This is a genomic window from Niallia sp. NCCP-28, from assembly GCF_023168165.1.
In the GTDB taxonomy this organism is placed as follows: Bacteria; Bacillota; Bacilli; order Bacillales; family Cytobacillaceae; genus Niallia.
Window position 1 is genome coordinate 688,225 of the sequence record NZ_BQYJ01000002.1, and the last position, 15,296, is coordinate 703,520.

Below are 15,296 nucleotides of genomic sequence, written 5' to 3' on the forward strand. Positions count from 1 at the left end.
TAAATCCATGGTTAAAACAGGTTGATTGGAGTGAAAGGTGCAAGACTCCTGTGGGATTAGCAGGACAGGCGAGACTTCGCAAGGTCACAGCCCGTTTACGGAAAGAGAGCATAATCAACATACGCCTTTATAAGCAATCAAGTTTAGGAAAACGGCCGAAAAGAAAGACTCCACAAAAAACACTTATTCAACTAGAATAAGGTTTTTTTGCGGGGAACATGTTTTCAAATATTTATATTATAAAATATCTATAGTGATTTTTTATTCGTTTTTTATGATGAATAGTCTTTTGGATAAAATTTGGAGGAACAAACTAGAATATGCGTCTTAGAGATTGGGATAGAAATTTAAAGATACGTTTAGCAGGAGAAACAATTGTAAATATAACATTTTGGATGTTTTTTCCTTTCCTTGCTATTTATTTTGCTGATTCATTTGGAAAAACATCTGCAGGAATATTATTAATTGTTTCCCAAGCATTTTCGGTCATAGCAAATCTTCTCGGCGGTTATTATGCAGACCGCTATGGCAGAAAAAAAATGATGGTGCTGTCTGCTTGCATCCAAGGAATGGCTTTTGTTATTTTTGGTTTATCTAGTTCACCATGGCTGGATTCTCCAATTCTCGGATTTATATGTTTTACCGTTATAGGCATGTTTGGGGCTATTTACTGGCCTGCAAGTCAAGCGATGGTGGCAGATGTTGTTCCTGAAAAACACCGAAGCAGCGTATTTGCCGTTTTTTATACAAGCATTAATGTTGCGGTAGTAATAGGACCAATTATTGGCGGAATATTTTATAAAGATTATCGTTTTCCGTTATTGATTAGTGCAGGAATTCTTAATATTGTTTTAAGCGTTGTTTTAAAAATTTGGATTGAAGAAACAGCTCCCGTGCATCAAAAAGTAGGGGAAGCAGCCAAACAAAATTGGCTTCGTGCGATAGGTGCACAAATGAAAGACTATCGTGTTATTATCCAAGACAGGACATTTTTATTATTTATTATTGCAGGCGTGTTAGTTGGACAAACCTTTATGCAGCTCGATCTTTTATTCCCTGTTTATGTAAGTGAAAGTATTTCCAATCAGCCGTTATTGACATTCGGGGAATGGTCCCTCGTAATAGAAAATACGCAAGCATTTGGATTGATACTGGCGGAAAATGGGCTGTTAGTTGCGTTATTTACGATTGTTGTAACAAGATGGATGACAAAGTTTAAAGAAAGGAATGTATTTATTTTATCTTCCATCATTTATGCAGCATCGATTTTTCTTTTTAGCCAAACATCATGGATATGGGGAATGCTGTTTGCAATGGCAGTATTTACACTAGCAGAACTGATGACAGCAGGTATTCAGCAAGGATTTATTTCTGAAATTGCTCCGGAAGATAAAAGAGGCCAGTATTTTGCGGCAGCAAGTTTACGTTTTACCTTTTCTAAAATGCTTGCGCCGCTGTCCATTCCAATGAGTGCGTGGTTTGGATATACATGGACATTTATGATTATATGCATACTGGCACTTCTTAGCGCTGTCATCTATTATATAATGTTCGGTAAGATGGATAAGAACAAACATCAAGCTGTATGGGCAGAAGAATAAAGAAGAAAGTTGTTTAGAAAGGAGCAGTTGTTCCATTCTAGACAACTTTTTTTCTTTTTGTAAAAACTATCGAAATAGGCATGTCGTCTAATTAGAAGAAAGGAGGATAAGTGGTGGATGAAATAATAGAAGCATGGAATTTTGAGGAGGCAGATGCAGTTTTTGGGGAAATTGTTGAAAAATATGGACAAGATATGCTGCAGCTTACTTTTTCTTATGTAAACAATAAAGCACTTGCAGAAGACTTAACCCAAGATATCTTTGTAAAGTGCTATAAATCTCTTCATACATATAAACGAAATTCTAGCCTGAAAACATGGCTTTGGCGAATTGCCATCAATCATTGCAAAGATTATTTAAAAAGCTGGTACAACAAAAATGTTGTGGAAATGCAAAATGAAGGCAGCCTCACAAGCAACGGCGAAATGGTGGAAGATGTTATTATTCAAAGAGAAGAAGAGGAACGACTTGTTTCTTTTGTGATGAAGCTTCCAGTTAAATACCGAGAAGTGATTTATCTTTATTATTTTGAAGAGCTGACAATCAAGGAAATATCTTTAATTATTCATGTAAATGAAAATACCATTAAAACAAGAATGAAAAAAGCAAAAGCTCTATTAAAAAAAGAATGGAGGGATTAATAGTGGAGGACCGCTTAAAAGGTTTAAAAAAGGCGATGAAAAATACGTTATTCAAAGAGCTGCAATTTCAAGATGAACATAAGTTTCATATTATAAAAAAAATTCAGCAAGAGCAGGAAACAGATGAGATGGTGTTGCTTGCTTTGCTGCAATTATTAACAAGCCAAAGAACAGGATTTGAATTAGCAGAATCATTGCGTGCTCGCAGCATTCAGAAGTTTGAAGAGAAAGAAGGCTTTTTATATACACTGCTGCATCGATTGGAGCAGAAGCAGTATATAACAGGGCAATGGACGGAAGCGGAAGAAAAATATTATCAATTAAATGACAAGGGACGAAAATTGCTGCAAAAAGCAGAAAAACAAACAAAATCAAAATATGCGCTAAAAGAATTGCTGGAAGGGTGAAAAAATGCAAGAAAAAAAGGAATCTTTTCTAAAAGATGTGATAACCCAAATCAAATCAAAGGAAGCGAAAATTTTTATTGAAAAAGAACTGTCTATGCATATAAAAGCAAACAAAATAAGCTGGATGAAAAAAGGACTCAAAGAACATGAGGCAGAGGAGAAGGCAGTGAGACAAATGGGCAATCCTTTGCAGCTAGGAAGAGATCTGAATAAACTGCACCGGCCAAAAATAGATTGGGTAATGATAGGTTTGCTTTTTGCAGCATTTGGCTTCGGATTTTTGCCGTTGTTTGTGATGGGGGAAGAATATGATAGCATTAGTTTGATAGGGAATAAAATAATGCAATTATTATTTGGAGTAGGCATAGCTGTAAGTGTGATGTTATTTGATTATAGAAAGCTAGAGAAGTGGTGGATGTATTTTTATTTAATTGGCTGCGGTATTCTTCTATGTTTGAAACTATTTCCAGGTGTTATGATAAATGGATATACCTATTTACTGATTGCTACTATTCCTGTTAATGGATTTTACGCGTTGCCATTTCTTTTTCTTGGCTGGGCAGGAATACTGAATCAGAAAAAATTAAAAGTATGGCAGTTTATTAGTTTATTGCTGTTTTCTTTGGTGCTATTCAATATGAGTAATCAAAATATCGTACAAATAATGATGTATTTAATAATGGTTTGTGTGATGTTATGGTGGAGTGTGCTTGGAAGAAAACAAGTCATCTGGATAACAGGCATTAGTGCAAGTTTTTTTTCTATAAGCATCATTCAATTTTTATTAACGGCAAAAGAGTATCAATTGAGAAGATTAAGGGACTTTTTGCATCCAGAAAGTTCTTCAGATGCTGGTTTTATTTATCTAAAAATAAAAGAAGTGTTGGCAAATGCTAAATGGTTTGGTTCTTCTAAGATAGTTTCTATTCCTGGTAGACATACTGATTTTGCATTTATTTCCATTATAAATGGATATGGTTATATAATAGGTGTATGGACTATTCTAGTACTTATATTGTTTTTATGGAGAATGGGAAAAATTTTAAATTTAGTGCACGTACAAGATTCATATGCGAAATTATTAGTAATTGGCGGTATGGTTTTATATTTAATTCCAGTTGCATATAATTTTGGCATGATATTAGGAGTGTTTCCAATTATTTCTATCTACCTTCCTTTTGTCAGCTATGGAAATCTCCCGCTGTTGCTTCATTCGATTGGCATAGGAGTAATGTTAAGCATTTATCGCCGAAAAGACTTGCAAAGCAAAGCTATTTAAATGCAGACGAAAAAAACAGGACAGTTTCTGCCCTGTTTTTTTCGTCTGCATTTTATGAAACTGTTTTCGGTGCAGCTATTTTCTTTCTTTTTACAGCGATTAATAGAATGGCTGCAATGATCGACAATAGAGCAGTGAAATAAAAAACGTCGGCTAAACCTCGGTACTCTGCGATATAACCTGCAAACATGGGGCCGATTAAAATGCCGATTGCATAAAAAGACTGATGAAATCCCATAGCAGACATTTTTAATTCTCCTGGGCTGTGGTGGACAACTTGCCCTAATAATAACGGAAAAACAAACCCTAGACTTAAGCCGATAACAGCGTGCAGCAAGCTTAATGCAAATAAATTGTTCGCATATGGAATGAAAAATACAAAAAGGCTGGCAACCGTAAAACAGCATATGAGAATAGATGAGACATAGTTTTGTTTTACTTTAATAAATACAAGACTAAAGGTAGCAAAAGCATGGGGAATAAAAAAAGCGCTTGTTAACCATAAAAGGGAGCCTTCTTTTACCCCAAGCTTTGCTGCATACATAGGGCTAAAGCCAAATATCGTAATGAATAATAAAGAATGTGCAATAAAAGAAAGAAAGGTCATCATTTTTAATTGTGGAATATGCCAAGTCATTTTTATGATGGACAAAACATTTTTGTTTTCTGCAATTCTTTCGATTGCTGCTTCTTTAATATTCCATGCTAAAATTCCTCCAAGCAATGCAGAAACAGCGCCAATCCAAAAGGGAATCTCCCAGCCGAAATACTCTACTAAATAGCCGCAGATAGCCATGCTGGCAAATTGTGAAAATACGGTCAAAAATTGCAGGATGCTCATGGCTTTAGAAGATTCTTCTTTTGAAAAATAATTAGAATAAAGGATGGTAGCCATTACCCACATAGAAGCGGTGATGCCTGCTAGCAATCTAGCAAGTAAAATGATGTAAAAAGACTCAGAAATCAAAAATAGAGCACAGCTTATTAAGGCCATCACAAATCCGAGTACAAGCAAATAGCGTCTCATCCCATGAAGCAAATCAGATAAAATCCCAAGAGGGAAGCGAAATAGTATTTGAGTAATTCCATAACTTCCTAAAATAAAGCCAATTGAATTATAGGAAAAACCAATGTTTTCTAAATATAAACCAAAAACAGGTGTGTAAATATAAATTGCAAACCAAAAGAAAAATACAGAGGATAAAAATAAAAAATGATTTTTTTTTGCATAGCTATTTTTAGCGGATGCAGGCAATTGCTTATGTAATACGCTCATTATCGCAGCAGATCCTTTCTGAATAGGTTAGAATCAATTTTTTGTATGGTACAAGCTGTTAATGAATACAGCTTGCTAATAAAAGTTTTTATTTTGCATTTATCTTTTTAGAAAAACATTAAATCGTCTAATGATTATTGCACTTTTAAAAACCACCTCCTGTTTTTTAGAGGTGGTTTATCTTTTACGTTGCTACAATCAATTCGAGATTATTTTCATTTGCAAAATCTTTATAAGCTTCTGCTGGATCTTGGTCTGTCACTAAATAGTCAATTTCGTTTAAGCTGCAATAGGTCATTAATGCATATTTATCAAATTTTAAATGATCTACCAGCAAGTAGACTTGAGAGCTTCTTTCTACCACATTTTTTTTGATTTCACTTTCTAAAGGAGACGAGTTTGTCACACCGTTGGAAAGTGAAATGCCTGTAGAGGCCATAAATGCTTTGTTAATATTATATGCTTTAATCACATCCATGCTTTTGACACTTGTAAATGCTTTTGTTTTTCTTTCCAGTACGCCGCCTAGTGTAATAACATTTAAATTTTCGTACGGCAATGCTTGAATAATAAAATCCAGATTATTGGTGATAATTGTTAATTGTTTGGTCTTTAAATATTCTAACATTTCTAGCGTAGTAGTGCCGGAATCAATGAAAATAATATCATCATCTTCTACAAACTCAGCAGCCGCTTTTCCGATTAATTCTTTTTCTGTTTTATTTTGAATCTGCCGATCATGGAAGGAGACGAGGTTGCTGTGATTGATTGCGACTCCTCCATATACTTTTTTTAGAAGCCCATTTTCTACTAGTTCTTGGACATCCCGTCTAATCGTATTTTTGGAAACATCAAATACGGTAACCAGTTCATCTAAAGAGACTGTTTGATGTTCTAATACAAAATCTTGTATTTGTTTTATCCTTTTTGTTTTTAACATAGGTTCCCCACCCTTATTTCATCAATTATCAAACAGATTAGCTATTATTCATAAAAAATGACAAAAAATAAGAAAATACTCAAAACTTATGCAGATATTTCTATTTATTGTATTTTTAGGAATGAAACCAAATGTAAGCGTTATTATTTTTGTTTCATTTCCTATTCATATTGATAGTATACCAAAAAATAACCAAAACTTCATCAAAAATATCAAAAAATGTAAGTGGATACATAAAGTGCGATTTTTTTATGCAGGATCTAGTAAAAACTTTATAAAAAAATAAATATATATACGAGAGAAACTATATCATTGTTTGATTAATTTAAAAAATGTCGAAAATAGTAGGAAGAAAAATATTTATATATATTGACATATATCATGTATATCAAGTATGTTATGTGTATGAAATAGTTTATATAAATAAGGGGGGAGCCAAAAAAATTTTTGTATTATTATGTAAGCGTTTCCTTTTTTTTGCGTCAGCACTTTTATTATTAAACGGGAGAGAGGTTTTAATGATGGGTAGGACGAGAGTATGGATTGTTGGACTTATAGTAGTTTGTTTTTTGCTAGGTGCATGTTCTAATCAAAGCTCAACGAAAAAGGAAGAAAAGGATAATACAATAACAATAACGTATAGATCTGGCGGAGGCGCTAATGCTGGATTAACTGAATGGTTGAATCAAGAAGTAATTCCAGAATTTGAGAAAAAAAATAAGGGAGCAAAAATAGAACTCTCCCCACTTAATGTGTCAGAAGGAGATTACTTTGCGAAGATTGCTCTTATGCTGAAATCAAAAAACACTGCTCCAGATATTGTTACAGAGGATACCTTTATGGTTAATTCTGATGCGAGTGCTGGATATTTAGAACCTTTAGATGACAAAATTAAAAATTGGGATGATTGGAATAATTTTACTGAAAATGTAAAGCAAGGTGTTATGGCCCAAGATGGGAAAATATATGGTGTGCCATATAATACCGATTCCCGTGGAATTTGGTATAACAAGGAATTGTTGAAAGAAGCGGGCATAGAAGTTCCATGGCAGCCAAAAACATGGGAAGATATTTTAAGTGCCGCAACAGCAATTAAAAAGAAATTTGGCAAAGATGTTACTCCTCTTTGGATGAATTCCGGCAAAGCCACTGGAGAAGCTACTTCTATGCAAACATTTGAAATGCTGTTATATGGTACGGAAGATCCATTATATGATCAAGAGAGCAAAAAATGGATTGTTAAAAGCGATGGACTGTTAAATACATTTCAATTTATTGATGACGTTTATGAAAAAGGTTTAGGTGCAAATTTATCACAAGTACTAAATGGTCAAGGTTCCACAATTGCTTATCAGCAGCTTCTTCCAAAAGGTAAGCTTGCAATGGGGATAGATGGAATTTGGCAAACTGGAAACTGGAGAGAAGATGGAGCAGCACCGTGGAAAGAAGCTTTTGAAGTTCTTGGTTTTGCGCCAATGCCAACAGAAAATGGTCAAGGTTCGGGCAGTGTGACTATGTCGGGAGGTTGGGCATTTTCTATTCCAAAAAATGGAGACAACCAAGATTTAGCTTGGGAATTTATTCAATTTGCTTCTAGTAAAGAAAAGAACTTATCACTTCTGCTTAAAGATCGCAGCTTAACACCGAGAGATGATGTGGCAAAAGATCCAACCTATCAAGAGATTCCTATGTTTAAAGAAGCTACAGAGTTTTTGCAAAATGCTCAATTCAGACCAGCAGTAGATAAATATCCAAATGTATCAACTATCATACAGACACTTGTAGAAGATGTTGCAACAAATAAATTAACTCCTGAGCAAGCTGCAGATCAATATAAAGCAAATGTAACAAAATTAGTCGGAGAAGATTTAGTGATAGAAAGATAAAGTGAAACTTTAATCAGTGAGGAGTTTCTCTATCCCCGGAGATTGTTCGTGAAATAAATCGGACTTTTATTCTGCAAGTTTTTGTCCAGCTAAAGTTCGTGTTTTCTTTCTTAATCTAGGGGAAGGAGAAATTTCGTTAAATAAGGATAAAAGGACATCCCTCAAAATTAATTATGCTTATGTTGTTTTGGGGGGTGAATCCACTAAAGTGAGGTGTTTAAATGAAAACCGAACCTATCCTATCAGCTCCAACTAATAAAAAAATGAAAAAAGGCCATAAAATCCGGGGCTCTTTCTTATTTTTATTGCCTGCCTGGATACTTCTTTTCATATTTTTTGTGGGACCAATAGCGTTGACGTTCTATTTTGCATTTACCAATTTAGCTTTAACAGGATCCGAAGCACAAAGCATAAAATTTGTCGGTTTTCAAAACTTTGTCACAATGTTTGAAGATCCTAATTTTAAAACTAGTTTAATTAATACGATTGTATTTTTGGTTTTTTCTGCAGTGGTTGGCCAACAAGTTTTGGGCTTTATTTTAGCATTATTAATGAAAGAAAAAAATAAATCATTTCGAAGAATTATTGGCATTATTATCATTGCAGGATGGGTAACTCCCGAAATTGTTGTTGCCTTTTGCTGGGTAGCTTTTTTAAGCGATAATGGAACGTTAAATACTATTTTAAATGGCCTGGGATTAGAATCGATAACATGGCTGTATTCGTTCCCTATGGTAAGTGTAATCATTGCTAACATATGGCATGGCACAGCTTTTTCTATGCTAGTTTTTCAAGCATCTTTAGACGATGTGCCAAAATCAATTGAAGAAGCCGCAAAAATAGATGGTGCAACAAGGCTTCAGACACTTTTGAAAATTGTGCTTCCAATGGTAAAAGGTTCAATCGTAACGAATATGATACTAGTGACATTACAAACCTTAGGTGTCTTTACCCTGATATTTGCAATGACTGGTGGAGGGCCAGGGACATCTACACAAACTTTGCCGATTTTTATGTATAATCAAGCCTTTGTCAATTATCAATTGGGTTATGGAACTGCAATATCACTTGTTTTGCTGGTAATAGGAATTATAGCAAGTTTAATATATATGCGTTCCATGAAAGCAAATGTGTAGGGAGAGGGGGCAACTCTTAATATGAATCGTTTTAAAAGAGAAAAAATTATTCCGTATATTGTTTTAACATTAATCGGCATTGGATTTCTACTCCCGTTGCTTTGGGTATTGCTGGCTGCATTTGATCCGAATGCACAGCAGGCGCTAAAAATGCCCAAATCATTGACGCTAGCTAATTTTCAATCTATCTTGTCAGACCCAGCTACGGTCAAGTCCTTTTTTATCGGCATCTTTTTATCCTTTGGTCAAGCCATATTGGTAGTAATAGTAGCTGGTTTAGCCGCTTATCCATTATCTAGATATACATTAAAATATAAAAAACCATTTATGTATACCGTTTTATTTATGACTTCTCTTCCCATTACTGCAGTAATGGTGCCAGTTTATCAACTTTTCATATTTATGAATTTACAAGATAGCCTTATTGGAACCATGCTTTTTTTGACTGCATCAGGATTGCCTTATGGAATTTGGATGATGAAAAATTTTATGGACGCTGTTCCTTTAGAACTAGAGGAATCAGCATGGGTTGATGGTGCATCTGTATGGAAGAGTTTGCAAAAAATCGTTTCTCCATTAATGCTGCCAGGTATTTGTACGGTTGGAATCTTTACATTTACAGGAAGTTGGGGCAATTTTTTTGTTCCTTATATTTTGATACAAACTCCGGAAAAATTTCCAGCTTCTGTAACTATTTTTCAATTCTTCGGAAGCTATGGAATGATTGAATATGGAAAACTAGCAGCCTTTTCCTTATTGTATACTTTTCCCGCAGTGGTGCTTTATATTTTTTCCCAACGATTTATGTCACAAGGTTTTAGCCTTGGTGGAGCTTCAAAAGGATAATAATATTGCAAGGAGGAATAATGAATATGTTTTGGACAATTGAAAAATTAGAAAAAAGAATAGTAGAATTGGAAACATACAGATATAAACAGGTAAAAGAGATTTCTTCCTTTCAGATGCAGCTGGATGCAGAGGGGGATGTAGGGACTAAACCCCCAAATAAAGGAGAATGGGAAGAAATTAAATTGCAGGAAAGATGGGCGGGAAGAGATAAATATTTATGGCTATTTGCAGAAGTGGAGATTCCAAAAGAATGGACTAATCAAACAATTGTTGGCGTATTTGATTTTGGTATTACAGGCGGGGGAAATAACTCGAGTTTTGAGTCTTTGCTGTATGTAAATGGAGAACCCTACCAAGGGGTGGATATGAATCATCAAGAAGTATTTCTTCCAAAAGAATTAGCCGGCAAGAAAGTACAGCTTACTTTCCGCTTATGGTCTGGCTTAGAAGGTGGAGGCAAACCTACTATTCAGGAACATAAACTAAATAAAGCATATATTTCTTTGTTAGATGAGGAAGCAGATGATTTATATTATACTTCAAAGGCTGTATTGGAAACGATTAAATATCTGCCAGAAACACAGCCTGAAAGACAATTGCTTTTAAAGGCATTGGATAAAGCATTTTTATTCATTGATTGGTCCATCGGTGATTCAATAGAATTTTATCAAACAATAAATGAGGCAAATCAATATTTGCAGACAGAAATAGACAAAATGCCCAAAAACTATCCCGTAACTGTTCAAGCAATCGGCCATACACATATTGATGTAGCATGGCTATGGAGATTAAAACATACAAGAGAAAAAGCAGCCAGGTCTTTTTCAACTGTGCTGCGGCTGATGGAGAAGTTTCCTGATTATGTGTTTTTGCAAACTCAGCCTCAGCTCTATGAATATATAAAAAATGATTATCCAGAGATTTATAGTCAAATGAAAAAACGTATAGACGAAGGGCGTTGGGAAGCAGATGGTGCAATGTGGCTGGAAGCAGACTGTAATTTAACATCTGGTGAGTCGCTTGTTCGACAACTGCTTTTGGGAACAGCATTTTTTCGGAAGGAATTTGGAAGGGAATGTGAATACTTATGGCTGCCGGATGTTTTTGGATATAGCTGGGCACTGCCGCAAATTCTCAGTAAATCAGGAATAAAAACATTTATGACTACAAAGATAAGCTGGAGTCAGTATAATAAAATGCCCCATGATACTTTTAAATGGCGAGGCATAGATGGCACTGAAATACTGACACATTTTATAACAACACCAGAAGATGAGTATTGGTTTTACACATATAATGGAAAAATCACTCCTCGAACAGTCAAAGGAATATGGGAGGCTTACCGGGATAAATCAGTGAATCAAGAACTGCTTCTGTCATATGGCTACGGTGATGGAGGCGGTGGAGTAAATCGAGAAATGCTGGAAATGAGAAGAAGATTAGATAAAATGCCTGGTCTTCCAAAAGTTAAAACAGGCAGAGCAGATGAATATTTTAAGCGCTTGCATGAAACGGTGGATTCGACAGATCAATATGTACATACATGGGACGGAGAATTATATCTAGAATACCATCGTGGAACATATACCTCGCAAGCACACAATAAACGAATGAATCGAAAAATGGAACTGTTGTTAAGAGAAGCAGAATGGATAAATTCATTAAATTGTGCAATCCAGAAAAATTGGTCGCTTTACCCAAAACAAAAATTGGAGGACAGCTGGAAAATTGTTTTAAGAAATCAGTTTCATGATATCATACCAGGTTCTTCTATAAGAGAAGTTTATGAAGACAGTAAAATAGAATATAAGGAAGCCGAAGAATTAGCCTATGGGGAATGGGCAAATGGCGCTGATGCTTTAGTGACGGATAAAGAAAATGCTTTTACAGTTTTTAATTCTTCTACATTTGCAAGAAATGATCTGTTGGAAATTAGGGAAGATATAGGATTTGATATTCAGTGGATTGATAATAATGGAAAACTCTTAGAAGCAGAACGAACTGCTGATAAAACATGGTTAATTAATGTGAAAAATCTGCCTGCAACGGGAATTACAACTATTCATTGTCAACAAGGAAAACAAGAGCTTGAATCAAAATTTACGTATGGTCAAAATGAGCTTGCAACACCATTTTACCGGATAAGATGGAATGAAAAAGGCCAATTAACCGAATTATTGGATAAAGAAAACAACAGAGATATATTGGCTCAAGACTCGAGGGGGAACGTACTGCAAGTATTTGAGGATAAGCCGATGCAATATGATGCTTGGGATATCGATATTTATTATCAGCAAAAGATGCGTGAAGTCAATGAACTAATACATGTGGAATTAATCGAAAATAGTTCGTTGCGTTCTATTGTACAATTTAAATGGAAATATCAAAATTCATTTATTGTTCAGAACATGACAGTATATTCGACAAATCGCAGAATAGACTTTCAAACAAATTTAAAATGGAATGAACAAGATCAGTTGCTGAAAGTTGCTTTTCCAGTAGCTATTAGAGCAACGGAAGCAACATATGATATCCAATATGGAAATGTAAAAAGGCCGACTCATTGGAATACTAGCTGGGATTATGCTCGCTTTGAGTCGGTTGGACATCAATGGGTCGATTTATCGGAAAGGGGATATGGCGTAAGCTTATTAAATGATTGTAAATACGGACATGATATTAAGGACAATGTAATAAGGCTTACTTTACTAAAATCAGCAACTTATCCTGATATTACCCAAGATCAAGGAGAACATCAATTCACCTATAGCCTCTTGCCACACAAAGATAGTTGGATAGAAGGAAATACAGTGGAAGAAGCATGGAATTTGAATAATCCTTTAACTTATACAAAAGGTTGTGCTAGAAAGGATATATCATTCTTTGCTGTAGATAAGTATAATGTATTAATAGATGCAATAAAAAAAGCGGAAGATGGCGATAAACTTATTGTAAGATTGCATGAATTTACTGGTGCTAGAACAAATGTTACGTTGAAGAGCGATTTAAACATTGAATTTATAGAAGAGTGCGATTTGATGGAGCGGGCTATTGGAGAAAAGAAGGGTATAAATGAATTGGAATTTTCTATTAAACCTTATGAAATTAAAACGTTTATTATAACTTTTAAGAAATAAGTAGAATACTTTAGCTGCCCTTTAAGTATTGTCCATATACTTAAAGGGCTTATTAAATATTTGAGGTGATGCAAGTGAAGGCTTTGTATGAACAAGTATATTCAGCGATAAAGAAGGATATTTTTTCTGGAAAATACAAGGTTGGCGAAAGAGTACCATCAGAAAAAGAGTTATCCGAACATTTTAAAGTAAGCAGAATCACAAGCAAAAAGGCATTAGAATCTTTGGAAAAGGATGGAATTGTCTATCGGCAGAAGGGAAAGGGAACCTTTGTATCAGAAAACTGGGAAAATGCATTGCTTGCTAAAACCAAACAAAAAAAACCTTTAATAGGACTTATATTAACTAATTTTGATGATACTTATGGAAGCAAAATAATTTCCAGTATAGAAAATGCAACCTCTGGCACTGCTTTTGTTATTTTAAAACGTTCTTTTGGTTCTCCAAAAAAAGAGGAGCAAATCTTAAAAGAACTATTGTCTATTGCAGTAGATGGCATTATTATCTATCCAGCACAAGCAGAACATTACAGTTCGGAAATACTGAAAATGGTCGTGGATAAGTTTCCTTTTGTATTGATTGATAGATCATTTAAAGGAGTCGCCGCTTCTTCTGTATCTACTGATAATGTAGAAGCGGCAAAAAAAGGGGTTGAATATCTATTTGGATTAGGTCATAAAAATATAGGCATTATTTCTCCAAATGAAATGGGGACGACGACACTGCAGGATAGATTTAGAGGCATTGTAGAAGCTTATGCTGAAAAAGAATTAATTGTAAATAAGAATTTGTGGTGTACAAGTATAAAAAGTACTTTGCCTGAACCAAAAAGTGCGCAAGAAGAAGATATTAAAGAAATAGAAAGATATATAACAAATAATTCGTCATTAACAGCATTATTTGCTTTTGAATATAATATAGCCCGTTTGGCGCATCAGGCTGTTAATAATTTAGGATTACATGTCCCTAAAGATATTTCTATTATATGTTTTGATGAGCCTGCCCTGACTATAGGAAGCTGGAACTTTACGCGACTTGTACAGAATGAAGAAGAAATCGGAGAGATTGCTATTAAATATTTAATGGATATGATTAATGGTGATGATACTATTAAACAAAAGAAACTATCAGTGTCCTTAATTGTTGGAGACTCAACTGATTCTGTTTCTGAGAAAGTGGATAAATACCCTCGCTAATAGAAAGAAAGAAGTGGCCCTTTCTATTAGCGGGGGTATTTTTTATCTCTATTTAATGTGGGCGGTGAGCCCGTTTTAAGGTTAGGAGAGAAGCAGAGCATCTAGGCAGGTAAAAACTTGCCCATACCCTCCACTACTGATGAATTTTAATTTTATTGCATTTTTGCTGAGGAAAGGGATTCTATCCAGAAATGCTCTGCGGGGAAACTGTAAATTGTTTTTCTTTTTTCAGTAAAAAGAAATGAAATAGGAAAAGCAATCTCTGTCCACTTTAAGGTTTTATTTATTTTGAAAAGGGAATAAACAAAGTAGAGTAATAGAAAGCTTATTGTACAACCATTTTTGTTTAGATGGATAATTATAAAGTAAAGTTTAAGCAATAAATGCTTTAAGGTGCTATGAGAAATATCTTCTTGAAACAATTTTTAATAAATCTTTTTTATCTTATCTAACTATCATAAAGGAGTTGTTAAAATGAGCATTCCTTTAATAGAAAAACAAAGGCTAATAAATACCCAGTATGTAGCAGACCAGAAAATGCTGCGAAAGGAATTCTGTAAGTTAACAAGGATAAAAGTAGAAAAACATTGTATTAATGGTTCTGATTTAGCAGAATGGATAATTAAAAATCAATCACCAGATCAGTTAAGAGAATTGGTTGCAATGATACACCTAATAAATAAACGCAAGGCTCCTTTACGACCCTTTTCGGAAACGATAGCAACTGGATTGCTCTGCTGTAAATGATGTTAAGAAAAGTGAAGATATCCAGTAGGTCTATTTCCTTGTTTTTATTCCCGTTGCAATAGTTGTCTTTTATGAAGTAAATGAATAGGAAGACCTCAAGTGCTGCTTCTAACTGCATACTAGAGGTCTTTTTGTTTCTTTTTAAGCAAAGGGAATTACTTCAGCATACAATTAATATCCTGATTCAACAGACAGCAAGTT

Annotated in this window: 12 protein-coding genes; 10 read left to right on the forward strand and 2 right to left on the reverse strand. The window is 34.6% G+C overall.

Annotated elements, in window-relative coordinates; all coding sequences use genetic code 11:
* The first annotated feature begins 320 nt into the window (after positions 1-320).
* The 4 genes from NCCP28_RS07895 (at position 321) to NCCP28_RS07910 (ending at position 3,928) form a co-directional block, all read left to right on the forward strand.
* Positions 321-1,601 (forward strand): MDR family MFS transporter, encoded by a 1,281-nt coding sequence (locus tag NCCP28_RS07895; RefSeq protein WP_248560849.1) that lies wholly within the window; start codon positions 321-323, stop codon positions 1,599-1,601.
* A 113-nt stretch (positions 1,602-1,714) separates the two neighbouring features.
* On the forward strand, positions 1,715-2,242 hold the full coding sequence (locus NCCP28_RS07900; RefSeq protein WP_248560850.1) for a sigma-70 family RNA polymerase sigma factor: 528 nt from the start codon (positions 1,715-1,717) through the stop codon (positions 2,240-2,242).
* 2 nt (positions 2,243-2,244) lie between these two features.
* On the forward strand, positions 2,245-2,649 hold the full coding sequence (locus NCCP28_RS07905; RefSeq protein WP_248560851.1) for a PadR family transcriptional regulator: 405 nt from the start codon (positions 2,245-2,247) through the stop codon (positions 2,647-2,649).
* A 4-nt stretch (positions 2,650-2,653) separates the two neighbouring features.
* Positions 2,654-3,928, forward strand: a complete 1,275-nt coding sequence (locus NCCP28_RS07910) for an FtsW/RodA/SpoVE family cell cycle protein (protein WP_248560852.1) — start codon at positions 2,654-2,656, stop codon at positions 3,926-3,928.
* Between the two features lie 52 nt (positions 3,929-3,980).
* Here NCCP28_RS07910 and NCCP28_RS07915 read toward each other — a convergent pair whose 3' ends face one another.
* On the reverse strand, positions 3,981-5,204 hold the full coding sequence (locus tag NCCP28_RS07915; RefSeq protein WP_248560853.1) for an MFS transporter: 1,224 nt from the start codon (positions 5,202-5,204) through the stop codon (positions 3,981-3,983).
* 184 nt (positions 5,205-5,388) lie between these two features.
* On the reverse strand, positions 5,389-6,144 hold the full coding sequence (locus tag NCCP28_RS07920; protein WP_248560854.1) for a DeoR/GlpR family DNA-binding transcription regulator: 756 nt from the start codon (positions 6,142-6,144) through the stop codon (positions 5,389-5,391).
* Between the two features lie 518 nt (positions 6,145-6,662).
* On the opposite strand from NCCP28_RS07920, the gene NCCP28_RS07925 reads away from it, so the two are divergent.
* From NCCP28_RS07925 to NCCP28_RS07950, 6 genes are all read left to right on the forward strand, one after another.
* Complete coding sequence (locus tag NCCP28_RS07925) at positions 6,663-8,030, forward strand: extracellular solute-binding protein (RefSeq protein ID WP_248560855.1); 1,368 nt, start codon at positions 6,663-6,665, stop codon at positions 8,028-8,030.
* 221 nt (positions 8,031-8,251) lie between these two features.
* Positions 8,252-9,166 carry a carbohydrate ABC transporter permease gene (locus NCCP28_RS07930; RefSeq protein ID WP_375709375.1) on the forward strand — a complete coding sequence of 305 codons (915 nt, stop codon included), beginning with the start codon at positions 8,252-8,254 and terminating at the stop codon, positions 9,164-9,166.
* Positions 9,167-9,187: 21 nt separating this feature from the next.
* On the forward strand, positions 9,188-10,012 hold the full coding sequence (locus tag NCCP28_RS07935) for a carbohydrate ABC transporter permease (RefSeq protein ID WP_248560856.1): 825 nt from the start codon (positions 9,188-9,190) through the stop codon (positions 10,010-10,012).
* 26 nt (positions 10,013-10,038) lie between these two features.
* Positions 10,039-13,152 (forward strand): alpha-mannosidase, encoded by a 3,114-nt coding sequence (locus tag NCCP28_RS07940; RefSeq protein WP_248561129.1) that lies wholly within the window; start codon positions 10,039-10,041, stop codon positions 13,150-13,152.
* 74 nt (positions 13,153-13,226) lie between these two features.
* Entirely contained in the window at positions 13,227-14,348 is a 1,122-nt protein-coding gene (locus NCCP28_RS07945; RefSeq protein WP_248560857.1) for a GntR family transcriptional regulator, read from the forward strand.
* Positions 14,349-14,822: 474 nt separating this feature from the next.
* A complete protein-coding gene (locus tag NCCP28_RS07950; RefSeq protein ID WP_248560858.1) occupies positions 14,823-15,095 on the forward strand; it encodes a hypothetical protein in 273 nt (90 codons plus the stop codon).
* Positions 15,096-15,296: the final 201 nt, after the last annotated feature.

Bases quoted from the DNA above. Each gene is read 5' to 3' on its own strand.
- NCCP28_RS07895 (WP_248560849.1), top strand. From the start codon at position 321: ATGCGTCTTAGAGATTGGGATAGAAATTTAAAGATACGTTTAGCAGGA.
- NCCP28_RS07910 (WP_248560852.1), top strand. From the start codon at position 2,654: ATGCAAGAAAAAAAGGAATCTTTTCTAAAAGATGTGATAACCCAAATC.
- NCCP28_RS07915 (WP_248560853.1), bottom strand. From the start codon at position 5,204: ATGAGCGTATTACATAAGCAATTGCCTGCATCCGCTAAAAATAGCTAT.
- NCCP28_RS07920 (WP_248560854.1), bottom strand. From the start codon at position 6,144: ATGTTAAAAACAAAAAGGATAAAACAAATACAAGATTTTGTATTAGAA.
- NCCP28_RS07925 (WP_248560855.1), top strand. From the start codon at position 6,663: ATGATGGGTAGGACGAGAGTATGGATTGTTGGACTTATAGTAGTTTGT.
- NCCP28_RS07930 (WP_375709375.1), top strand. From the start codon at position 8,252: ATGAAAACCGAACCTATCCTATCAGCTCCAACTAATAAAAAAATGAAA.
- NCCP28_RS07935 (WP_248560856.1), top strand. From the start codon at position 9,188: ATGAATCGTTTTAAAAGAGAAAAAATTATTCCGTATATTGTTTTAACA.
- NCCP28_RS07940 (WP_248561129.1), top strand. From the start codon at position 10,039: ATGTTTTGGACAATTGAAAAATTAGAAAAAAGAATAGTAGAATTGGAA.
- NCCP28_RS07950 (WP_248560858.1), top strand. From the start codon at position 14,823: ATGAGCATTCCTTTAATAGAAAAACAAAGGCTAATAAATACCCAGTAT.